Consider the following 24,460-nt stretch of genomic DNA (forward strand, 5'->3'; position numbering starts at 1 on the left):
ACCATGAATTTTAAACGTTTACTGATCATCATTGTACTCTTGGGTATCTCCGTGAAAAGCTTTGCCCAGAATAAATCACGGGACCAGGTTCAGATTTTCTATTACGGATGGTATGCCAATCCTGAAACAGATGGAAAATATGACCACTGGAACCATGATATTTTACCCCACTGGAACAATCCGAAGTGGAACAATCTGGGAAATCACCAGGGAGGAGATGATATCGGGGCTAATTTTTATCCCGCCCTGGGAAATTACAGCTCCAATGACCCTGAGATCATTAAAAAACACATGAAAATGATCAAAGATTCAGGAGTGGGAGTGGTGGTTTTAAGCTGGCTCGGGAAAGATTCCTTTGTAGATAAAAGTATTAACAAATACCTGGATATTGCGGATCAGTTTAATCTGAAAGTCACTTTTCATATTGAGCCTTTCTATAAAAATATAACAGAGCTTAAAGAACAGCTTTCTTATCTTGTGAAGACCTATTCCCATCATCATGCCTTTTACAAAAAAGATGGAAAACCGTTGTATTATGTATACGACAGTTATAAGATCTCTCCTGAAGAATGGTCAAAACTTCTTTCAAAAAACGGCGAAAATACGGTCCGGAATACAGAATTGGATGGACTTTACATTGGATTGTGGGTAGAAAAAGAACACGCAGATTTTTTTAAAAATTCCGGCTTTGACGGCTTTTATACCTATTTTGCAAGTGAAGGCTTTGTTTTCGGAAGCACAACTTCCAACTGGAATGATCTTTCCCGGTATGCAAAAGAACATCATCTTGTTTTCATTCCGTGCGTAGGTCCCGGCTATTCGGATACCAGAATAAGACCGTGGAACGAAGCCAATTTTAAAAGCAGGGAGAATGGAAAATACTATGAAAGAATGTTTGATACGGCGGTAAAAGTCAATCCGGATTTCATTGGAATCACTTCTTTTAATGAATGGCATGAAGGCACGCAGATAGAACCTGCGATCCCTAAAAAGGCCGGAGATTTCAAATATGAAGACTATGGAAAAGATCCGTGGTTTTACATTAAAGAAACCAAAATGCTGACAGACCGGTTTTTAAAAAGCAAATAAACTGTACATTCAGAATAAAAATCTATTTTTCTGTTAATAATTTTCAAATATAAAGCTGTCTGTTGAGATGGCTTTTTTTTTGTGTAAATAGAATTTTATAGGAAATAATCAGGTGCTTAATTATTCATTAAACTGAAGGACATGGCTGCAATCCTGCAAAATCCGTGTTATTCAAAATTCAAATAAATTGATATTTTTTTGACCGTAAAATAATATCAGTTGAGCCAACAACCTCTTCTTATTCTGGCTGTGTGCTTTATCCTCGGAATCTTTTGTGAGGACATGCTATTGTTGAATAAAACTTCGATTCATGTTGTAGCCGGGATCTGTCTGCTGATTATTATTGCCTGTTTCTTTCATTCCTATTTTTTACATAAAACAAAAGCGGTTCTGCTGGGCCTGCTGTTTTTTGGAGCGGGAATAATCCTTCATTATTTTAATACGTTTACTCCGGACAGCTTATCAGTTCCCCAAAATACAACAGTCACTTTTAAGATCTCGAAGAAATTAAATTCTACAGAGAAAAATAAAAAATATGAAGCTTTTGTCCAGACCGGAAAGGAAAGCTTCAATGTTGTTCTGTATCTTCCAAAAGATGAAAAAGAACTCGATTTCAGGCATTACTATAAAGGGGAAGCCTATCTTTCCAAACCCAGATCCCCTGAATATGATTTTCAGTTCGATTATGCACGCTATCTGAGAAGGAAAAATATTGAATACCAGTGTTATATTTCCAGAGGAGTTTCTTCCGGAGAAAGAAGCGATCTGACTTTCAACGAACGGATTCAGCAGCACAGGTTTGGAATCCTGAAAAAGATCGATAACGCTGAGCTGTCCTCAAAAACCAGAGAGTTTTTAAAAGGAATTATTCTGGCAGACAGAACGGAAACCGATCCGGAAACCGTAGAGGATTTTAACAAATCAGGAATGGTGCATCTTCTGGCTATTTCGGGTACCCATATCGTTGTGATTTTCGGGATATTTTATTTCCTGCTTACCAGATTCAGTCCGTTGAGGTTTAGAAAATATGCAGTGGTTACCAGCATTGTTTTTATCTGGCTGTTTGCCGCACTCATTGGTTTTGGAAGCTCAGTGATGAGGTCTTGTATCATGCTGACGGTGTATTTTGTCTATGTGCTTTTGCAGAGAAAGCCGGATTTGCTTCACTCTCTTTCATTGTCTGCCCTGATTATTCTGGTTGCAGATACCCAGCAGATTTTCGATATAGGTTTCCGGCTCAGTTTTCTTGCGGTTTTGGGGATTTTCTGGCTTAATCAGCCTCTTCTGAACTATTTTCCCAGGCAGAACGGTTATTTTAAAAAGCTGATCTTCAATGCGGTCACTATATCTATTGCGGCGCAGGCAGCGGCCCTTCCGCTGATTCTTTTTTATTTTCATCAGTTTTCACTCGTTTCCATTCCTGCCAATATTCTGATTGTTCCATTTTCAGAACTCATCATTGTATTTTCCTTCCTGATGGCCATTCTCATTTCGTTACAGATGGATTTCGGATGGATCAATGGGGTTTACGATATCTCAATACAGATTTTACTGAAACTTATTCACTGGTTTGCAGAAGCAGACCTGTTGTTTTTTTCAGATATTCCGATGAATGGAGTGGAGGTATTTTCACTATTTGTGATTGTTTATTGGATGAGACCATTGCTTTTAAAGATTGATTTTAAAAATTCAATGAGATTATCGCTAGTGATCATCACTTTTTTTATGATTAAAACAGGATTTAATATCTACGAAAACCGGAAAGATGAGATCATTTTTCATGATTTTAATAAGGCTAAAATAGTGTCTGTAAAGAAAGGAAATAGGGTGTGTTTCTGGATCGCTGAAAATTCAGATAAAAAGAAGCTGCTCAGGTTTATAGCGGGTCCGTACTGCTCTTCGCGGCGTATCAGAATAATGGAAATAAAAACGCTTCCTGAAACGGCACAAAAAGTAGTTTATCATGGCCGGATTTATGATTTGAAATAAATAAAAAGGATTTACCATTTTTCCCGTAAATAATGTGCTGGATTCTTATTTAGAAAGATTACAAACTGGCTAATTGTGAGATTTCTCACTTTTCGATATTGTTAACATTTCTTAATTTTGTGGGAAATTCAAATTTAAACTTATATGGCAGGTTTAACGAGTTCTACGATAGGTAGAAAATATGCGATGGCATTATCAGCTCTATTTTTGCTGATCTTTCTTATACTGCATTTGACGACCAATTTGTTATCAGTCCTGAACCGTGATGCATTCAACACCGCATCAGATTTTATGGGCTATAATCCTTTTGTGCAGTTCTTAATGCAGCCTGTTCTTGGTTTTGCAGTTCTGTTCCATTTCATTATGGGATTTGTACTTGAAATTAAGAACAATAAAGCGCGTCCGGTAAAGTACGCTTCAAACAACCCTTCCGTGAACTCTTCATGGATGTCCAGAAATATGATTATTTCCGGAGCTGTTGTTTTGGCTTTCCTTGCGCTTCACTTATATGATTTCTGGCTTCATGAAATCAATTACAAGTATGTAGAAGGAATTGCTCCTGACGCAGAACGTTTCTGGCCGGAGTTGCATGAGAAGTTTGCAGACCTTTGGAGAGTTGCTCTTTATGTGATCTCTTTTGTTTTGCTTGGACTGCATCTGGCGCACGGTTTCCAGTCTTCATTCCAGTCTATCGGAGCGAGACACCCGAAATACACTCCGGTAATTAAAGCTTTTGGAAAATGGTATTCTATCCTTATTCCTGCAGGTTTTATTTTCATTGCAATTTTTCACTTCGTAACTCAATAATATCAATATACCAATTATGAGTAAATTAGATTCAAAAATTCCGGCTGGTCCTTTAAAGGATAAATGGAAAAATCATAAAGACCATATGAACCTTGTTGCACCAAACAACAGAGATAAGATTGATATTATTGTTGTAGGTACAGGTTTGGCAGGAGGTTCTGCGGCAGCTACTCTGGCTGAGCAGGGATATAATGTAAAAGCATTCTGCTACCAGGATTCTCCAAGAAGAGCGCACTCTATTGCAGCTCAAGGGGGTATCAACGCCGCTAAAAATTATCAGGGTGACGGTGACTCTACCTACAGATTATTCTATGACACCATCAAAGGGGGTGATTACAGAGCGAGAGAGGCCAACGTTTACAGATTGGCTGAAGTTTCTGCCAATATTATCGACCAGTGCGTTTCACAGGGAGTTCCTTTCGGTAGAGATTACGGCGGCCAGTTAGATAACCGTTCATTTGGTGGGGTTCAGGTTAAAAGAACATTCTACGCAAAAGGACAGACAGGTCAGCAGTTATTATTAGGTGCCTATTCTTCAATGAGCCGTCAGATCGGTAAAGGAAGAATTAAAATGTACAACCGTCATGAAATGATGGAATTGGTAATTGTAGACGGAAAAGCAAGAGGAATTATCGCAAGAAACCTGGTAACAGGTGAGATTGAAAGACATTCTGCTCACGCTGTGGTTATTGCTTCAGGAGGTTACGGAAACGTATATTTCCTTTCTACCAACGCAATGGGATCCAACGTTTCTGCAGCCTGGAAAATCCACAAAAAAGGAGCGTATTTCGCAAATCCTTGTTATGTACAGATTCACCCGACTTGTATTCCGGTTCACGGAACACAGCAGTCTAAACTTACTTTGATGTCTGAATCTCTTAGAAACTCCGGAAGAATCTGGGTTCCTAAGAAAATTGAAGATTCTGTAGCCATCAGAGAAGGTAAATTAAGACCTGAAAATATTAAAGAAGAAGATAGAGATTATTATTTGGAAAGAAGATATCCTGCATTCGGAAACCTTGTACCTAGAGACGTTGCGTCCAGAGCGGGTAAAGAAAGATGTGATGCCGGTTTCGGAATCGAGAATAATGATACCAAAGAAGGTGTTTACCTGGATTTCTCTACAGAGATTATCAAAAAAGGTAAAGAAGCTGCTATCGAAAAACATATTCACAATCCTACAGATCAGCAGATCTATGATTTAGGAAAAGCCTGGGTTGAGGAAAAATACGGTAACTTATTCGTTATGTACGAAAAAATTACAGCTGATGATCCTTACAAAACGCCAATGAAGATTTATCCTGCAGTACACTACACCATGGGTGGTGTTTGGGTGGATTACAACTTACAGTCTACTATCCCGGGATGTTTCGTAATCGGTGAAGCTAACTTCTCAGATCACGGAGCTAACAGATTGGGAGCCTCTGCTTTGATGCAAGGTTTGGCAGACGGATATTTCGTTCTTCCTTACACGATTGCAGATTATCTTTCAGCAGATATCAGAACGGGAGCAATTCCTACAAATTCTGCAGATTTTGATCAGGCTGAAAAAGAAATTAAAGATAAAGTACAGTTCTTCTTAAATAATAAAGGAACGCATTCAGTAGATTATTTCCACAAAAAATTAGGACACATCATGTGGAATAAAGTGGGGATGGGAAGAACTCCTGAAGGTTTGAGAGAAGCTATCGCTGAAATTGCTCAGGTGAAAAAAGAATTCTGGGCAGATGTGAAAGTTCCTGGAGATGCAGATGGAATGAATACTGAACTTGAAAAAGCTTTCAGAGTAGCGGATTTCATCGAACTAGGACAACTGATGGCGATCGATGCTTTACACAGAAACGAATCTTGTGGAGGACACTTCAGAGAAGACCATGCTACTCCGGAAGGGGAAGCAGAAAGAGATGATGTTAACTTCAAATATGTTGGAGCCTGGGAATATCAGAGTGATGATATCACCACAGAAGTTCTGCATAAAGAAGACCTGATCTACGAAAACATTGAAGTTAAAGCAAGAAGTTACAAATAATCTCCAACCTATAAATAAATAATTATGAGTGCAAAAAAAGGCCTTCATCTTACCTTAAAAATTTGGAGACAAAAAAATAGCAAAACTAAAGGTCAGTTTGAGACCTACAAAATATCAGATGTTTCTACAGATTCCTCATTCCTTGAAATGCTGGATATTCTGAACGAAAATATCATTAACGAAGGAAAAGAACCTATTGCTTTTGACCACGACTGTCGTGAAGGAATCTGCGGTATGTGTTCCCTTTACATCAACGGTAGAGCGCACGGTCCTGATACAGGTATTACTACTTGTCAGCTTCACATGAGAATGTTCAAAGACGGTGAAACCATCGTTATTGAACCATGGAGAAGTGCTGCTTTCCCGGTGATTAAAGACTTAATGGTAGACAGAAGCGCATTTGACAGAGTAATGGCTGCAGGTGGTTTCATCTCGGTAAACACTTCAGGAAATACGCTGGATGCCAATGCAATTCCGGTTCCTAAAGAAGATGCAGACAAAGCAATGGATGCTGCGGCTTGTATCGGATGTGGAGCTTGTGTGGCTACCTGTAAAAACGGTTCTGCAATGTTATTCGTTGGAGCTAAAGTTTCTCAGTATGCTCTTTTACCTCAAGGTAGAGTAGAAGCGAAGCGAAGAGTTCTGAACATGGTGAAAGCGATGGACGAAGAAGGATTCGGAAACTGTTCAAACACGGGTGCTTGTGAAGTAGAATGTCCGAAAGGAATTTCTCTTGAAAACATCGCGAGAATGAACAGAGAATACATGGCAGCTCTTGCCGACAGAGGATAAAACCTATTATAAATACATACAAAAATCGTCTTCATTATGGAGACGATTTTTTTATTTTGGCATTCGGTCTGTTAAATTTTGTTAAGGTATGAAAAAGATAGAGGGATCTTTTACCGAATAATTCTATATTTGATGAAATCAGTTTTTTTGGAAAGAAAAAATCTATGATCAGAAGGGCTCAAAATCCCTTTTCATAGGTTTTTATAAAATTTTCAAAAAAAATAAATAGTGTTAATCAACAAGCCGTAAAAAACGTATTTTTGCGTAATATTAAAAATTGAAATGAAAAAATATCTTTTATTGTTTATCATCACAGCTTTTGTGATGTCTTGTTCAAAAAAAGTTGAAGTTAAAGGAAAAATTACCGGAAGTTCACCACTTGAAAGAATTGAGTTTGTGGAAGCTTCGGGTGTAGCAACTCTTCCGCTTGCAAATATTGGTTTAGATAAAAACGGAAACTTTACAGGAAGCTTTGAAGCGCCTAAAGATGGAATGTATGTAATCAACTATGCAGGAAAACAAAACCTTATTTACCTGGAAGGCGGACAGAAATTAAATATTTCCGGAAACTCAATGACCTTCCCTAATGAATTCGTGGTGACGGGAGATGCTAAGAAAAATAACGATTTCCTTCAGGCCAGCCAAAAGTTTTTGGGTGAATACGGAAGTAAAATCAACATCCAGCAGCTAATGTCGGGTGATGAAAAAACATTCCTGAAAGGCGCTCAGAAAATTGAAGCTGATATCAACAAAAACGTAGAAGATGTTGCTCAGAAAAATAATCCTAGCAAAGGGATTCTGGAGTGGAAGAAGAATGATGTGAAAGTAACCATCCTGAACCTTCTTGCCAATTATGAAATGACTCAGCGTCAGATGTCGGGAAATCCTTCATTTAAAGTTTCCAAAGCTTTCAAGGATTACGAAACAAAGCTTGAAGAGAACAAAGATCTGATGGTAAAAACCATTCCATTATACAGACAGTATCTTCTTGTGAAACTGAGCCCTGATTTCCAGAAATTTGCAGAAGCAAAAACAAAAGGAAAAACAGATGTGATCACTTCTGAGATTTTTGCACAGTTCCTGAAAGATAAAAAAGATATTTCGCAGACCGCTAAAGATTACCTTTTGGCATTTGTAGTGGCTCAGGATATCCATCCGGGTGCTCCAGCGAAAAATACGGAGAAAGTTAAAAAAATCATTGATACAGATATTACAGATGCAGGGATCAAAGCTGATCTTGGAAAAATGCAGATCGCTGTAAACGGTCTTAAAGTAGGAGAAGCTGCTCCGGAAGCATCACTGGTAAAAGCAGACGGTAAATCTTACCAGCTTGCAGAAAATAAGGGTAAACCATACATGCTGTTCTTCTATGCATCATGGAATCCTTACATCAGCGAAGGAACAGTTCCGGTATTGAAAGAAGTGGTAAATTTCTACAAATCCAAAATGAACTTCGTTTTTGTAAACGTAGATGATACAAAAGATCAGTTTGTGAAAACAAGCAGTGCATTACTGAAAGGAATTCCTGGAACGAATGTATATGCAGATAAAGGTCTGGATTCTGATATTGCTAAAAAATACGGAGTGTACGGATTCAAACTTCCTTGCTTTGTAATTGTGGATAAAGACGGTAAAATTGCCAGCAGATCATTTGTAAACCTTGGCGAGCAGGAAGTAGTAACCATTCTGGATAAGCAGACAGGTCTTTCCGCTCCGAGAGTACAGCCTAATCCTCAGATGATGCCGCCGGGAATCACTGTAGATCCTTCAGCCCAGCCTGCCAATCCGCAGCCTGCACCTACAAAATAATAAACTTTAATATAGAGGGAAACCTTATCTTCGGATAAGGTTTTTTTTATTGTATTTTTGCAGATTGAAACCGGATGCTTTCCGGCATATTAGAAAATAGAAAAAATAGAATTGGCGGATGAGACTGGAGAGTTTCATTCGTGTGTTAAAGAAATTGAGTTTACGGATGAGAAAGAAGAAAGATATAATTCTTGAAAATATTAAGCTGTTCGGGGCAGGTGCAAAAGGCGTTGCCATAGGAAGAACGGAAGAAGGAAAAACGGTATTGATCTCCGGAGCTGTTCCGGGAGATGTGGTGAATGCCAGAGTAAAGAAATCCAAATCCAAATACTACGAAGCGGAAACCGTGGAAGTGGTTGAAAAGTCTCCATTCAGGGTAGAGCCTAAATGTGTTCATTTCGGGACCTGCGGCGGATGCAAATGGCAGAACATGAGCTACGAAAAGCAGCTTGAATTCAAACAGGAAGAAGTATACAACAATATCAAAAGAATCGGTGGAATTGATGATTTTGAAACCGTTCCTATTTTAGGGGCAGAAGAACAGTATTTCTACAGAAATAAAATGGAGTTTTCCTTTTCCAACGCGAGATGGCTTACCCAATACGAAATAAGCTCCGAAGAGAATTTCGGAAGCAAAGATGCTCTAGGATTCCATATTCCGGGAATGTGGAGCAAAATCCTGGATCTTAAAGAATGTTTCCTGCAGGAGGATCCTTCCAATGCCATTCGTCTGGCTGTGAAAAACTATGGTGTGGAACAGGGATTGGACTTCTTTGATGTAAGAAATCAGGAAGGCTTTTTAAGAACCCTGATGATGAGACAGAACTCCAAAGGAGAGTGGATGGTATTATTCCAGCTTTACCGAGAAGAAAAAGAGAACAGAGAAAAGCTGTTCCAGTTTTTACTTGAAAAATTCCCGCAGATCAAAACATTGGTGTATGCCATCAATCCAAAGCAGAATGACTCTATTTATGATCTGAATATCAATGTGTATTTCGGGGAAGGTTTCCTGATGGAGGAAATGGACGGACTGAAATTCAAAATCGGCCCTAAATCATTCTTTCAGACCAATTATAAGCAGGCACTCGAATTATATAGAAAAACCCTTGAATTTGCAGATCTGAAAGGAGATGAAGTGGTATACGACCTTTACACCGGAACCGGAACCATTGCACAGTATGTAGCAAGAAATGCCAAGCAGGTAATTGGGATCGAATCTGTTCAGGAAGCAATCGATGCAGCCATTGAACATGCCGAATTGAACGGTCTTACCAATACCACATTCTACTGCGGAGATATGAAGAATGTCTTCAATGATGAATTTCTGGAAAATCACCCGAAAGCAGATGTTCTGATTACCGATCCGCCAAGAGACGGGATGCACCAGAAAGTAGTGGAGCAGATCCTGAAGCTTGCCCCGGAAAAAGTAGTGTATGTAAGCTGTAATTCAGCGACGCAGGCGAGAGATCTTGCTTTGATGAAAGAACATTATACCTTAGTGAAAATCCTTCCGGTAGACATGTTCCCGCAAACTCACCACGTTGAGAACATTGCATTACTGATCAAAAAATAATACCTAAATTTGAATATATTAATCTGAAAATTTAAATGAAAAGAGTGAAAAACCTGGGTGCTGCATTCATTTTATTTGTTTTGACATTGAGTCAGAACCAATTGAAAGGGCAGGAAAAAGATTCTACAGCAGTAAAAACAGATACAGCTAAAGTAAAAAAGGACGATCCTAAGAAAAAGCCTGCAATAAAACCTTACAAAGAGGTTATTACAGATAAAGCGGTTTCAGATCAGGGTGTTTTCACGGTTCATAAAATTGAAGATAAATATTATTTTGAGATTCCCGACAATATGTTGAAAAAGGAATTTCTTCTGGTAACAAGACTCACCAAGGCTGCTGCAGGCATGCGGTCCGGAAATACCGGTTATGCAGGAGACCAGATCGGGCAGCAGGTAGTTGCATTTGAGAAAGGTCCCAAAGATAAAATCCTTCTGAGATCTATTTCTTTCGTAGATTATGCGAAAGATTCTACCTCAGATATGTACAATTCTGTGATCAGAAACAATGTGCAGCCTATTATTAAATCCTTTGATGTAAAAACCTATGGATTGGCTAAAAAGTCCTCAGTAATTGATGTCACGGATCTTCTGAATTCCGATAACGAAACCGTTTCTTTCTCGGTAATGTATAAAGATGCCTTCAAAGTCGGAGCTTTTCAGAAAGATATGTCCTTTGTGAATTTTGTAAAATCATTCCCGGGGAATATTGAGATCAATACCACCAAAACATTTGCGCGCACACTTGGGAGACCGCTTCCGGGAGCTACTCCTGCGAATACGCCTAAGATCAGCGGAAATTATACCGTAGAAATCAATTCCTCATTTGTGCTCCTTCCGGAAAATAAAATGCAGGCGAGATACTTTGATCCGAGAGTTGGGTATTTTACCGTAGGATACACAGATTTTGATGTAGATCCTCAAGGGGTAAAAAGAATTTCTTTAGTGAAAAGATGGAGACTGGAGCCAAAGCCCCAGGATCTTGAAAGATATAAAAAAGGCGAACTGGTAGAACCGGCTAAACCAATTGTTTTTTACATAGATCCGGCCACCCCGAAAAAATGGGTGCCTTATTTGATCCAAGGTGTGAATGACTGGCAGAAAGCTTTTGAAAAGGCAGGCTTCAAAAATGCCATCTATGCCAAAGTTCCGGATTCAAAAGTGGATACGGAATGGAGTCTTGAAGATGCGAGGTTCTCGGCTATTGTCTATAAGCCTTCAGATGTTCCCAATGCATCAGGTCCTTCCATTTCAGATCCCAGAACAGGAGAAATCCTTGAAAGCCATATCAACTGGTATCATAATGTGATGATGCTTTTAAGAAACTGGTATTTCGTACAGGCCGCCCCTAACGATGAAAGAGCAAGAAAAGTTAAATTTGATGATAAACTGATGGGCGAACTGATCCGTTTTGTGTCTTCCCACGAAGTAGGACATACTTTAGGATTAAGACATAACTTTGGTTCAAGCTCTACAGTGCCGGTTGAAAAACTGAGAGATAAAAAATGGCTTGAAAAAAATGGTCATACGCCTTCCATTATGGATTATGCGAGATTCAACTATGTGGCACAGCCGGAAGACAAAATCGGTGACTCAGGAATTATGCCGAGAATCGGAGATTATGATGACTGGGCGATTGAATGGGGATATAAAAGATTCTACGACTATAAAACTCCAGATGCGGAAAAAGAATATCTGAATAAATGGGTCATTAAAAACCTTAAAAATGAAAGACTTTGGTTCGGAACAGAAACCAATCCTTTAGACCCGAGATCTCAGAGTGAGCAGGTAGGAGACAATGCCATGATTGCAAGTACCTACGGAATCAAAAATCTGAAAAGAATTGTAGATAACCTTTATCAATGGACAGAAACTCCAAACGAAGATTATGAAAATCTTGGAACAATGTATGACCAGGTGATCACACAGTTCAGAAGATATGCCGGACATGTTTCAAAATATATAGGCGGCCAGATGGAAACGCCCAAAACGGCTGAACAGTCCGGACCCGTATATGAAGCTGTTGCTAAAAAAGACCAGCAGGAAGCCATGAGATTTTTAGAAGAAAATATTTTTACAACGCCGCAATGGCTGATCAAAAAAGAGATCTTTGAGAAAACCGGAAAAACTCCGGTGAAAACAATTGAAGAAATTCAGAATGGTGTTCTTTCAAGAGTTTTAAGTCCTGTTGTTTTGCAGAATATGTATCAGATGGAAGCCGTGGAGCAGGATACTTATACTTTGGTGGATCTGTTCTCAGACCTGAACAATTCCATTATGAAAAAAGATAATCCTGATGTGTACGGAAGAGGCCTTCAGAGAAATTATGTAGATCAGATGATCAAACTTGTCGATTCAAAAGCACCGGACAGATCAGATGTTTCTGCTATTGTAAGGGGAAATTTAAATGAAATCAAAAAAGACCTTTCTGTAAAAGCATCTTCTAATAAAGTGAATAAATACCATTATGAAGAGCTTATTTTTACCATAGAGAAAGCTTTGGATCCAAAATAAAAAAATATGAAATATTATAAACATATTATAATCGTACTCTGCAGCCTTTTTGTGATATGGTCCTGCGGCGGAGATGATGATATCTGTGAGAGCGGTGAAGGAACCCCAAGAATGAAGGTCGCATTCAAGTCTATGGCCTCCGGTAAAGAAACACCGGTCCCCTTGCTGTTTGCAGCAGTAGATTATGGTTCCGGAAAGGTACAGCTGGGTAAATATGAAAACATCAGCTCCATATTGATTCCGCTCAGAGTAGATGATTCTCCCTATACAGATGTTTATTTCAGAATCCTGGAGACTGGGGTAGAATCTCATGTCAGAATCAATTATACCACCAAGACCACCTATGTTTCTCCGGGATGCGGAATCAAGAAAACATACGAAAATTTAAATTCAGAATTAATACAATCCAATCCTGTGCTGAAATTAGAAGCAGGACAAAACCAGATAGAGAATGAAAACAAGACTAATCTTTTCCTTCTTTTTTAGCCTGATAGGAATCCTGGGGTTCACTCAGGAGAAAAAAGAAACGAAAGAAACTAAAAAAGTACACGAGAAATATGTGCCCAATTTTATGGTTGGTTTTGATGTGCTCAATGCCGGTGTTTCGTTTTTTTCAGACAGGGTGCTTTACCAGGGTTTTATTTCATCTAAAATCAAAGGAAATATTCACGCCGTGGCAGAAGCCGGGTTTGAAAAAAATGTATACCAGAAGAATGGGTATGATGCAAAAGCGAGCGGGCCTTTTGTGAAACTTGGAGCATTTTATATGCTGGCTAAAGACCGCGAAAATGAATTCAACGGCTTTTATGTGGGCGGAAAAATAGGCGGTGCATTTTATAATCAGGAATATATGGCTGTTCCGGTCCGTGGATTCGGAGGAAGTTCTTCTTCCGTAGCATTTCCATCTTCATCACAAACTTCCGCATGGCTGGAAGGAACATTGGGGGGAAGAGTGCAGCTTTTTGAATCTGATTTTTATATAGATGTTAACCTTCAGCCTAAATATCTGGTATATACTTCCAAGCAGGATGATATTACCCCTATGATTGTCCCTGGATTCGGGAGAAGTTCCGGTAAATTCAATATGGGATTTGCATGGAATATTGCCTATAAGTTTTAATGAAAAATACAGCCAATTTGCAGGTAAGAATAAAATGTTTCTACCGAAAATAATAAAATATGTATACAATTCATAAAAATCCTCAGATCCCCATCTGGGGATTTTTTGTGAACAATTGATAAATCTTAAAAATATTAATATAATTATTGTTTATTATTGAAGTTATAAAATTAGGCGTTTTATGTTAATGAAAATGTTATATTTGTAGTGTTAATTTAATATTTCAATAATTGATTCAACTGATTCTTATACAGATCAAAACATGATTATGAAAGTAATGGTGGCTTATAAATATCAGCCTGAAAACGCATTCAATAGTTTTATATACGTGAAATAGAGGATTATACGGTAAATAATATACTGAACCTTTCTAAAGATTTCAGATGAAGCGCAGTGTAAAATTGATAATCCAGCCGGTCAGATGGCAGGAAGTGGGAAAACCAGCCACGGAACATCACGGTTTCATCCCTTGTGAGAAGGGATATGTAATTAGAGTTGATGAAAAGAAATGACCAGTTCATATCCGGATTGATCCAAAAATAATCAAAAAATAAAATCCTCATATTTTTCGTAGTATTTTATATTTTAATGTATAAATGTGTAGTTATTATAGAATTTTAACAAAAAAATATTTGAATGGATGTGATAGTAGTGAAAAAATTATTAGATTTGTGTAATTATAAAAATATTAGCGTATGAATTAAAAACTACTCTTTTCAATACAGTCTAGCTGTATAAAATGGTGTTTCAAAAAGTGTACTTGAACACCAACAATAATAGGAAACACTATACTTACTATCGTTATCATTTTAAATTTGAAAAAATATGAGTGTATTTTTACTCTGTAAGATGGGCAGGCCGTTCCGGATGCTCATTACATTGCTTTGTATGGTCTTCGGACTATTTGCACAGGCACAAACAGTTACTATTGGTGCCGGAACCAGTACTCAGAGGTATCCTTTGGGTGCTTATTTTGGGTTCCAGAGAGATGCATCACTTTACACTGCCACGGAAATCAACCTGCCTGCAGGTGGAAACGTTCAGACAGTGGCATGGAATGCAACCGTAGCAACAACCACAAACATTCCTGTAAAGATTTATTTAAAAACTGTTCCGGCAGGAACTACTACTTTAACAGCACAGAACTGGGCTACGGCCACTACCGGTGCTTCTCTGGTGTATTCCGGAAATTTAAGCGGTATACCTGTAGGATGGAATACTTTCACACTGCAAAGTCCTTTTTACTATAATGGTACGGAGAACCTTGTTGTGCTGGTTGAAACCAACTACGGTGGAACCGGTACCGGCTCAACAGCCGGTAATTCTTATACCTACTCGAATGCTGCATCCCAGCATATGTATATAGAGGATGACAATTCAGCACCTACGGGGACTGGTACAGTTAACTCTAACAGACCGAATGTCCGACTGACTTTTGGGCCGCCTCCTACATGTATCCCTCCTTCCGGAGTAGCATCAGGTACGGTAACTCCAACAAGTGCAGTGATTAACTGGGTTGCCCCTTCACCTGCACCGGCAGCAGGATATGATATCTATTACAGTACATCTCCTACAGCGCCAACGGCTGCAACTACACCTTCACAAACAGTGACTACCGGAACAACGGTTACCCTTTCGCCTTTAGTTGCTAATACAACGTATTATGTCTGGGTGAGATCAAGATGTAGTGCAACAGATCAGAGTACGTGGTCAGGACCTGTTACGGTTTTAACGGCTTACTGTACTCCGACAGCAGGGAGTAGCTCATCAACGTATTACCTGAAAACGGTAACTACAACAGGGGGAATCTCCAACTTAAATTACACAGCCACTTCTTATGGGGCTTACGTAAATAATACAGCGACTGTATTTTCAGGACTTCCTACTAACACAATAACAGTGAATCTGGCTACCAGTGGTACCAGTACTTATTATCACTATGTGTGGGTAGACTGGAATAATAATATGAGTTTCAATGATCCGGGAGAAACTATTCTGGCTACTACTACCTATGCAGCAACCGGAACCGGAACTATTGTAATACCTGCAGCACAGCCGCCAGGAAACTACAGAGTAAGAACAGCAACGTCATTCTCAGGAAATATTACTTCTTGCGGACCGGCTCCTTGGGGGAATTATGTAGATTTCACATTGAATGTAATTGCTTTACAGCCATGTACTACTGCGCCGCCAACAGGTCTTACGGTTTCAAATATTACCCCTACAACGGCTCAGATCAACTGGATTCCTTCTACAGGAGCAACGTATGTACTTCAGTACAGAACACTGCCTGGAGGACCTTGGATTCCGGTGAATATCACAACGCCGCTTGCAAGTACGTATACAATAAACAACCTTACTGAACTTACACAGTACGAATTCCAGATAGCTACCATTTGCGGAGGCACGCAGGGACCTTTCTCTACGCCTACGCCGTTTACTACACCTGCTATCACCTATTGTAATTCAGGTTCTACCAGTACTACCATTGATGGTTTCATCAGTAAAGTAGCTGTGAATCCGAATGCTGCAACACCAATGACCAGCATTTCAGATTTCAGTAATTATACAGATTACAGTACAGATCCTACAAGACTTGTTACTTTGGTAAGAGGTTTAGGAAATAACACGATTACAATTGATAAGACATGGCCGGGAACTCAATGGTCATTCGGAACAGGAGTATGGATTGACTTTAACAGAAACGGAATTTTTGAAACCTCCGAACAGGTATTAAATTCACCAAGTAACACAACCACTCCGGTAACCGCTACTTTTGCTGTGCCTAACGCAGCGGGAGGTGTTTATACAGGAAACTTAACGACTCGTATGCGTGTTGCATTAAGAGAAAGTGCTTCTCCTTCTGCTTGTGGAACTTACACCTGGGGAGAAACGGAAGATTATGCCGTGAAGCTTATTGATCAGCCGCCATGTACTACGGCTCCGCCTACGAATATTACGCTATCCAACCTTACAGCTACTACAGCTACTGTAAACTGGTGGGGAGCTGCCAATGCGATTTATACCATCAGATGGAAACTGGCATCAGCACCAACGTATACTATTCCACCTGTTACTTTAGGAGCTGGTGTAACAAGTTATACCATTCCGGGACTTAATGAGCAGACTCAATATCATGTACAGATTTCTACTACATGTGGAACAAGTACTGGAGCATATTCTACTGCGGTACCATTTACAACTCCACCATTGACTTACTGTCCGATGACAGGAACAGGAACGAACGACCACATTGCGAATGTAACCGTTACTTCTTCAAATCCTGGAGTACCTGTAATGAGTAATACAACCGTACAGACGAACTATACGAACTATACAACGCCTCAGACACTGATCACCCTTGATGCAGGTTCTTCAAATAACAAGATCTCTGTAGCAAAAGGATGGACTGGTGCAACGGCTAACGTTGCGGTATCTGCATGGATAGATTATAACAGAAACGGAGTTTTCGAAACTTCAGAACAGATTATAAACTCAGCAGCGAATACGGCTACTCCGGTTACCAATAACAATTTTGCAGTTCCGGCAAATGCTTATACAGGACCGTTTAATACAACAATGAGAGTTGTTGTGAAACGTACAAGTGCTCCGGTATTATGCCAGAATGCAGTGAACGGAGAAGTGGAAGATTATGCTGTGAAAATCAGACCATGTAGCAATGCTACTCCAAACCAGCCTAACATTACACCAACGCATAATACAGCTACGGTGAACCTGACGGGAGCTGCAACGAATGTAACTTACCTTGTAAGATACAGAGCACAGACAACTCCTCCGGGAGCATGGATTGAAGTATATGCTTCTGCATTGCTGGGTAACCTTCCGCTTGTACTGACAGGTTTAACTCCGGCTACCATTTATGAACTGCAGGTGGCTGCGGTTTGTGGAGATGTAATCGGAACATTTACACCGATCAAAACATTTGTAACAAGATGCGACCCTACACCTCCGAATGTTACCGTAAGTAATATTACAACCAACTCAGCACTGATTACCTGGGCTCCGCTTGCTGCAAGCTCTACGTACACGCTGGAATGGAGAAAAGTAGGAGCGCCAACATGGACTCAGGTTCCGAACATTGCGCCTCCTACCAACACACATCTGCTAACCAACTTGGATCCATATACAAAATATGAAGTAAGAGTTGCTAACAAATGCGTTGGAGAAACTGCTCTTAACCCGTATTCGAATCCAAAAGTATTTACTACGGAAAGAACATGTGAACTTCCTCCTCCGGGATTAACGATCACTCAGCTTACTCCTACATCAGCAGAAGTTATCTGGGACGGTTTCCCTGGAGCTACTTATCTCCTTAGATACAGAAAAGTAGGTATTCCAAGTTGGACGAATGTTTCTTTAACAGCGCCTACTTATACCATTACAGGATTAATAGAAGAAACGAAATATGAAATGCAGGTGGTGAATATCTGTAACGGTACGCCGGGAACATTCACGCCTCCGTACTATTTCACAACGCCTACGGTTATGCATTGTGCAATGGGAGCTATCAATACATCGGTAGAGCATATTTCCAAAATAACTGTAGTTCCGAACGGAAGACCTAAAATGGAAAATACTTCAGGTCCTTCAAAATATACAGATTATACAGGAGTTCCGGATACATTCATTGAAATGGTTCAGGGATCTGCCGGAAATACCATTACGATTGAGAAAAAACTGAACGGAACCAATGATCCTGTAGGTATTGCCGTATGGATTGATTTCAACAGAAACGGATATTTTGATATTGACGAAAGAGTGTTCACATCTCCTGCCAATACAACAACTCCTCTTACAGGAACTTTCAGTGTGCCTGTAGATGCTTACGTAAGTATGACTACTCATAAGTATGTAGTAATGAGAGTGGCATTGATGAGAGGTGGTGTTCCGGTAAACTGTATGAATTTTGATGATGGTGAAGTAGAAGATTACTCAATCAGAATCGCTAAGCCGGGAGTACCGAATTCTCTTAACCAGACGGATATCATGATTTATCCTAACCCGGTAAGCTCAGTATTGTATGTGAAAAACATCAGCAAGAAAGCTAAGTACAAGATCTACAATTCTGCAGGACAGATTATCGGTGACGGTATCTTACTGAACAACCAGGTGAATGTAAGTAAATTGATCAACGGAGTTTACGTAATAGATATCGAAGACAACGGTATTACCGTTCAAAAGAAATTTATTAAAGAATAATCGTAAATTTTAAATTGATAAATAGATAAAGCCCTCAGAAATGAGGGCTTTTTTTGTTAGGGGTAATTATTATTTAAGATTTTGTAGAATTTTTTTAATTAATAATTCAATATGTGTTGATATTTTATTAAGTAAATAGCTAATTAATTATTATTTTCAATATCGTGTAATTTTTTATTTAGTTCTCAATAAATTAATGCGTTTATATTCTTATTATTAAAAAATGTATTAGATTTGTGAAATTATTACAATATATCGAAAAAGTTATGAAAAAAAAATCTATTTCTTTCTTTTTCCTTTGTTTGTTTGCAATGATCCATGCCCAATGGACACCTGCCGTGTTTAATGCAAAAGGAGTAGATGATGGCTCTAAAACCGACAGGTATTATTCCTTGGATATTTCACAGCTAAAGCTACAGCTGAGCAAAGCAGAGGAAACAGGTAAAAATGCAAAACCTGTTATTATTTCTCTTCCTACACATGATGGGAAGGTTGAGAAATTCGCAGTCTACAGCTTTCCTGTTGTAGTGAAAGAACTCGCAGACCAGTATCAGCTGGGCTCTTATGTTGGAGTAGGGATAGACGATCCTTCCAAATACTTAAGATTCAGTCTTGCGCCTAATGATTTTCAATCGATGATCATGCAGGATGGAGGCTATGAATTTATAGAACCGGCGAATGCCAGCAAAACAATTTACAGGGTTCATCCGAAAAGCGGGAAAAACAAAACCGGTTTCGTATGTTCCACTGAAGAAAGTGAAAGTGCAAAGCATGAGATAGAAGGGCTTCACCAGAAAGGAAAGGCTTTCTTTAATCAGCCAGGTGATTTTTCAAAAAACTCAGATAAGAAATACAGAACGCTGAGATTAGCACTTTCAGTCTGTGGTGAATATACCCAATACCATGGAGGTACGGTTGCCGGAGCATTAGCGGCCATGAATGCAACCATTACCAGAATCAACGGAGTGTATGAAAAAGATTTTGCTCTTCACCTGAATCTGCAGAATTATCCGGGACTCATTTACACCAATGCAGCCACGGATCCTTATTCTGCTACCGAGAATGGAGTAGCTAACGGTATCACAGGCTGGAATTCCCAAGTACAGAATGTAATTACTGCAGGGGTAGGTAATGCCAACTATGATATAGGACATTTGTTTTCTCCTCCCGGAGCCGGTGGAAATGCCGGATGTATAGGATGTATCTGTCGGGATAATACATCACCTACTTCCAATGATAAAGGTTCGGGATGGACCTCTCCCGGGGGCAATCCACCGGTGGGAGATAATTTTGATATAGATTATGTAGCCCATGAAATAGGACATCAGCTTGGCGGTGTTCATAGTTTTTCATACAGTGCCCCTCAATTGGGATCTCCTACAAGTGTAGAACCCGGTTCAGGTTCAAGTATTATGGGATATGCGGGTATTACCGGACCTACTACAGATGTCCAGCCACACTCGGATCCTTATTTTAATGTGACGAATATTACGGCTATTCAGGCCAACCTGATCAGCAAGACGTGTGATATAGAAACCACTATTACGAATACACCGCCTGTAATTGCACCCCTTACTACTTATAATATTCCTAAGGGAACAGCCTTCGTTCTTACAGCATCTGCTACGGACGCAGAAAATGATCCTATGACTTTTAACTGGGAAGAGGTGGATATCGCCAATGAAGTGATTAATAATGCTAATTTAGGAAACACGGCCACTGGTCCTTCTTTCAGATCTGTGGCGCCAACTGCGAGTCCTACCCGCTATTTTCCAAGACTGTCTTCCGTACTGGCAGGTGTTTTAAATAATGCCAACAGCCTTTGGGAAGCCGTTTCTACCGTAGCAAGAACAACCAAATTCACAGTTACGGCAAGAGATAATAACCCCAACGCGAATCAGCAGCAGACACAATCTGCCACACAGACGATTATCGTAGGAAATAACGGTCCTTTTATAGTAAACCCAACTACAGTTTATAATAATGGTCCTACCAACGTCACATGGAATGTTGTCAATACCAATGCAGCGCCTTATAATGCAGCCAATGTAAAAATAGATTTCACCACGGATAACGGTGTCACATGGAATGTGGTAGCAGCTTCAACGCCTAATGACGGAAACCAGGCTGTGGATTTTACAGCTTTTCCTTTAACCGTAGGAGGTACAGCTAAGATCAGAGTAAGTGCTATCAATAATGTATTCTATGCAATAGGTACTGCAAATATTGATACGCTTCCAATCTGTACAACCAATGCTCCTGGAGGAATTACGGTGACAGCCATTACACAGACACAGGCAACCGTAACATGGAATGCATCATTTAATGCAACCTATGTTTTCCAATACCGTGTGGCCGGAACTACAGCATGGACTACAGTGAATCCGGCACCGACGACCAATACCGTTACTCTTACAGGACTGGCGGCAGGAACTCATTATGAATTCCAGATCGCGAATGTATGTACAGGAACACAAGGTACTTTTTCACCTGTTTCAACTTTCGTAACGTTATATTGTGCGGCAACTTCTACCAGTACGGATAATGGATATATCTCCAATGTAACGGTAGCAGCTACCAACTCTTATACGATGAGCAACAACTCGGCTGCTGCGAATTATACAGACTATTCTGCCGATGCTGCCAAACTGATCACACTGGTACGTGGATCTGTTAACAATAATTTTTCAATCTCTAAATCCTGGCCGGCTGCTACATCAAGTAAAGCGGTAAGTGTATGGATCGATTTTAACAAAAACGGTACTTTTGAGACTACAGAAAGAATTTTAAATGCAGGCAACAATACAGTAACTCCTGTAACGGCAACATTCACCGTACCGGCAACGGCTTATGCAGGACCTCTTACAACCCGTATGCGTGTTGTTCTTAGAGATACTTCGAACCCGGCTGCGTGTGGAAACTTTACGAATGGGGAAGTGGAAGATTATGCAGTGAAGCTGATTGATCAGCCTGCGTGTACAACGGCTGCACCTTCCAATATTACTGTAACCAACCTTACACCGACTACCGCTACGGTTTCGTGGATTGCAGCAACCAATGCAACCTACGTTTTAAGATACAGAAAAACCGGAACTGCAGCCTGGACCACAGTAGATCCTGTGCCGGCTCCGGGAAATAACTACACGATTCCGAACTTAACGGAGCAGACTCAATATGATGTACAGGTAGCTACAAAATGTAATGGAACTCAGGGAGGATTCTCACCTTCTACACAATTTACGACTCCGCCAATTACGTACTGCCAGATGACAGGTACAGGAACTAACGACCACATTTCGAATGTAACTGTGACTTCCGTGAATCCTGCCCTTACACCAATGAGTAATAACTCTGCACAGAATAATTACACCAGCTATACCACACCGGCTACCCTTATTACCCTGGAAATAGGTTCAGCAGGTAACCAGATTTCCGTAGCAAAAGGATGGACAGCTGCTACTGCCAGTGATGCAGTAAGTGCATGGATAGATTTCAACAGAAACGGAACATTTGAAACATCGGAGCAGATCATGGCTTCAGCATCAAGCACCACAACACCGGTTACGGCTAATTTTGCTGTTCCTGCAGGCGCTTATAACGGACCATTGACTACGACAATGAGAGTGGTGCTGAGACGTTCCAGTGCTCCTGTGATGTGTCAGAATGCCATAAACGGTGAAGTGGAAGACTATGTGGTAAAACTGAAACCATGCAGTACAGATACCCCAACGAATCCAACGATTGGAACAATAACCCATAATTCAGCGGTTATTAACTGGACAAGTGCAACGAATAATCTTACTTATCTGTTGCAATACAGAGTACAGGGAACTACAGCATGGACCTCTGTATACGTTACGGCTGTTCCGTATACATTAAATAACCTGACGCCTTACACTACCTACGAAGTGCAGATCGCGGCTAACTGTGGTACTTCTGTAGGAAACTTCACACCAATCAGAGTATTTATGACAAAATGCGACCCTACGCCTCCGGGGATTACAGTGACCAATATCACTACAAATTCAGGACTCGTGACATGGTCGCCACTGGTAGCAGGATCTTCTTATATCATGAGATGGAGAAAAGTAGGAGCAGCGGCATGGACTACTGTAAACTTACCGGCTCCGCCTGCCAACACCTATCCATTAACAAACCTGGATCCATATACTAAATATGAAGTACAGGTGGCCAGCCAGTGTACAGGAGAGCCTAACCCTAATCCGTATTCCAATCCTGTAGTATTTACCACCTTAAGAACATGCGAACTTGCTCCTCCGGGATTAACGATCAACCAGCTTACTCCTACAACGGCTGAAGTAGTATGGGATGGCTTCCCTGGAGCAACGTATATCCTGAGATACAGAAAAGTAGGGATTCCAAGCTGGACTAACATTCCAGTGGCTGTGAATGCTCATACAATAACAGGATTAATAGAAGACACGAAATATGAAATGCAGGTGGTGAATATCTGTAACGGTACGCCGGGTACTTACACCCCTCCGTATTATTTTACAACACCAACTGTGATCTACTGCCAGATGACTTCCGAGAGCTCAGCGAATGAGCATATCTCCAAAGTAACGGTTATCCCGAACGGAAGACCTAAGATGGAGAACGCTTCCGGACCTTCAACGTATACAGATTATACAGGAGTTCAGGGAACATTCATTGAAATGGTTCAGGGTTCTGCAGGGAATACCATTACCATTGAGAAAAAATGGAACGGAACCAATCACGACGAAGGTATTGCGGTATGGATTGACTTCAACAGAAACGGTTATTTTGATCCTGAAGAAAGAGTACTGGCATCACCACCAAACACTACAAGTCCTGTAACGGGAACATTTACTGTGCCTAATGACGCTTTTGTAAGCATGACCAGTTACAAATATGTAGTGATGAGAGTGGCTCTCATGAGAGGCGGAATTCCGGTGAATTGTATGAAGATTAAAGATGGAGAAGTAGAAGATTACTCTGTCAGAATTTCTAAGCCTGGAATTGCCAACCCGGTTAACCAGACGGATATTATGATTTATCCTAACCCGGTAAGTTCAGTGCTGTATGTGAAAAATATCAGCAAAAGAGCGAAGTACAAGATTTATAATGCGGCAGCGCAGATCATTGGTGAAGGTATTTTACTGAACAACCAGATCAATGTAAGTAAACTGATCAACGGGGTTTATGTCATAGATATCGAAGACAATGGAAAATCGGTACAAAAGAAGTTTATTAAAGAATAATATTTAAATTTCAAAAATAGATAAAGCCCTCGTAATGAGGGCTTTTTTAATTATGGGTTTTGTATGATTTTTTTTTCGCTTTAATTTATATTTTATGAATTTTTTTTAGTTATAATGTTTTTTTAAATTATATTTTTAATATTTAATAGTTTTTGTTATTTAATAATCATTTTATATGTGTGTTTTGTTTATATTTGTCAAATTATAAACAGAAACGATGAGATTATTGCAAATCATCAAATGAATTTGAGAAGATTTTGTTATTTCACGTAATGTTGA

13 protein-coding genes are annotated in these 24,460 nt (G+C 39.8%); 12 read left to right on the forward strand and 1 reads right to left on the reverse strand.

The window, feature by feature from the left end:
* Positions 1–3 precede the first annotated feature (3 nt).
* The 10 genes from JET18_RS00675 to JET18_RS00720 all read left to right on the forward strand — a co-directional run bounded on the left by JET18_RS00675 (position 4) and on the right by JET18_RS00720 (position 13,718).
* The gene (locus tag JET18_RS00675; protein WP_202088432.1) at positions 4–1,089 is read left to right on the forward strand and encodes a glycoside hydrolase family 99 protein; all 1,086 of its coding nucleotides are present in this window, start codon (positions 4–6) and stop codon (positions 1,087–1,089) included.
* A 219-nt stretch (positions 1,090–1,308) separates the two neighbouring features.
* Entirely contained in the window at positions 1,309–3,078 is a 1,770-nt protein-coding gene (locus tag JET18_RS00680) for a ComEC/Rec2 family competence protein (RefSeq protein WP_202088434.1), read from the forward strand.
* A 144-nt stretch (positions 3,079–3,222) separates the two neighbouring features.
* Positions 3,223–3,885: a succinate dehydrogenase cytochrome b subunit gene (locus JET18_RS00685; protein WP_202088436.1), complete on the forward strand. Its 663-nt coding sequence runs from the start codon at positions 3,223–3,225 to the stop codon at positions 3,883–3,885.
* 16 nt (positions 3,886–3,901) lie between these two features.
* Positions 3,902–5,914, forward strand: coding sequence for a fumarate reductase/succinate dehydrogenase flavoprotein subunit (locus JET18_RS00690; protein WP_202088438.1), 2,013 nt, complete (start codon positions 3,902–3,904; stop codon positions 5,912–5,914).
* A gap of 24 nt (positions 5,915–5,938) precedes the next feature.
* Positions 5,939–6,706, forward strand: a complete 768-nt coding sequence (locus JET18_RS00695; RefSeq protein WP_039365171.1) for a succinate dehydrogenase/fumarate reductase iron-sulfur subunit — start codon at positions 5,939–5,941, stop codon at positions 6,704–6,706.
* 282 nt (positions 6,707–6,988) lie between these two features.
* Positions 6,989–8,515 carry a TlpA family protein disulfide reductase gene (locus JET18_RS00700; RefSeq protein ID WP_202088440.1) on the forward strand — a complete coding sequence of 509 codons (1,527 nt, stop codon included), beginning with the start codon at positions 6,989–6,991 and terminating at the stop codon, positions 8,513–8,515.
* Positions 8,516–8,681: 166 nt separating this feature from the next.
* Positions 8,682–10,088, forward strand: a complete 1,407-nt coding sequence (gene rlmD, locus JET18_RS00705) for a 23S rRNA (uracil(1939)-C(5))-methyltransferase RlmD (RefSeq protein WP_202088442.1) — start codon at positions 8,682–8,684, stop codon at positions 10,086–10,088.
* A gap of 35 nt (positions 10,089–10,123) precedes the next feature.
* Positions 10,124–12,598, forward strand: coding sequence for a zinc-dependent metalloprotease (locus JET18_RS00710; RefSeq protein WP_228728463.1), 2,475 nt, complete (start codon positions 10,124–10,126; stop codon positions 12,596–12,598).
* 6 nt (positions 12,599–12,604) lie between these two features.
* Positions 12,605–13,084, forward strand: coding sequence for a DUF6452 family protein (locus tag JET18_RS00715; RefSeq protein ID WP_202088445.1), 480 nt, complete (start codon positions 12,605–12,607; stop codon positions 13,082–13,084).
* Positions 13,050–13,718, forward strand: coding sequence for a DUF6048 family protein (locus JET18_RS00720; protein WP_202088447.1), 669 nt, complete (start codon positions 13,050–13,052; stop codon positions 13,716–13,718). The genes JET18_RS00715 and JET18_RS00720 overlap by 35 nt, the downstream gene beginning before the upstream one ends.
* A gap of 341 nt (positions 13,719–14,059) precedes the next feature.
* Here the strand turns inward: JET18_RS00720 and JET18_RS00725 are convergent, their stop codons facing one another.
* Positions 14,060–14,281 (reverse strand): hypothetical protein, encoded by a 222-nt coding sequence (locus JET18_RS00725; RefSeq protein WP_202088449.1) that lies wholly within the window; start codon positions 14,279–14,281, stop codon positions 14,060–14,062.
* A 262-nt stretch (positions 14,282–14,543) separates the two neighbouring features.
* On the opposite strand from JET18_RS00725, the gene JET18_RS00730 reads away from it, so the two are divergent.
* Together JET18_RS00730 and JET18_RS00735 are read left to right on the forward strand one after the other, a co-directional pair.
* Positions 14,544–18,938, forward strand: a complete 4,395-nt coding sequence (locus JET18_RS00730) for a GEVED domain-containing protein (protein ID WP_202088457.1) — start codon at positions 14,544–14,546, stop codon at positions 18,936–18,938.
* Between the two features lie 266 nt (positions 18,939–19,204).
* Complete coding sequence (locus JET18_RS00735; protein WP_202088460.1) at positions 19,205–24,181, forward strand: GEVED domain-containing protein; 4,977 nt, start codon at positions 19,205–19,207, stop codon at positions 24,179–24,181.
* Positions 24,182–24,460 lie beyond the last annotated feature (279 nt).

It is taken from the genome of Chryseobacterium endalhagicum (assembly GCF_016745235.1).
Classification (GTDB): Bacteria; Bacteroidota; Bacteroidia; order Flavobacteriales; family Weeksellaceae; genus Chryseobacterium; species Chryseobacterium endalhagicum.

Bases quoted from the DNA above. Each gene is read 5' to 3' on its own strand.
- JET18_RS00675 (WP_202088432.1), top strand. From the start codon at position 4: ATGAATTTTAAACGTTTACTGATCATCATTGTACTCTTGGGTATCTCC.
- JET18_RS00710 (WP_228728463.1), top strand. From the start codon at position 10,124: ATGAAAAGAGTGAAAAACCTGGGTGCTGCATTCATTTTATTTGTTTTG.
- JET18_RS00725 (WP_202088449.1), bottom strand. From the start codon at position 14,281: ATGAGGATTTTATTTTTTGATTATTTTTGGATCAATCCGGATATGAAC.
- rlmD (WP_202088442.1), top strand. From the start codon at position 8,682: ATGAGAAAGAAGAAAGATATAATTCTTGAAAATATTAAGCTGTTCGGG.
- JET18_RS00690 (WP_202088438.1), top strand. From the start codon at position 3,902: ATGAGTAAATTAGATTCAAAAATTCCGGCTGGTCCTTTAAAGGATAAA.
- JET18_RS00700 (WP_202088440.1), top strand. From the start codon at position 6,989: ATGAAAAAATATCTTTTATTGTTTATCATCACAGCTTTTGTGATGTCT.
- JET18_RS00715 (WP_202088445.1), top strand. From the start codon at position 12,605: ATGAAATATTATAAACATATTATAATCGTACTCTGCAGCCTTTTTGTG.
- JET18_RS00735 (WP_202088460.1), top strand. From the start codon at position 19,205: ATGAAAAAAAAATCTATTTCTTTCTTTTTCCTTTGTTTGTTTGCAATG.
- JET18_RS00730 (WP_202088457.1), top strand. From the start codon at position 14,544: ATGAGTGTATTTTTACTCTGTAAGATGGGCAGGCCGTTCCGGATGCTC.
- JET18_RS00695 (WP_039365171.1), top strand. From the start codon at position 5,939: ATGAGTGCAAAAAAAGGCCTTCATCTTACCTTAAAAATTTGGAGACAA.
- JET18_RS00720 (WP_202088447.1), top strand. From the start codon at position 13,050: ATGAAAACAAGACTAATCTTTTCCTTCTTTTTTAGCCTGATAGGAATC.
- JET18_RS00685 (WP_202088436.1), top strand. From the start codon at position 3,223: ATGGCAGGTTTAACGAGTTCTACGATAGGTAGAAAATATGCGATGGCA.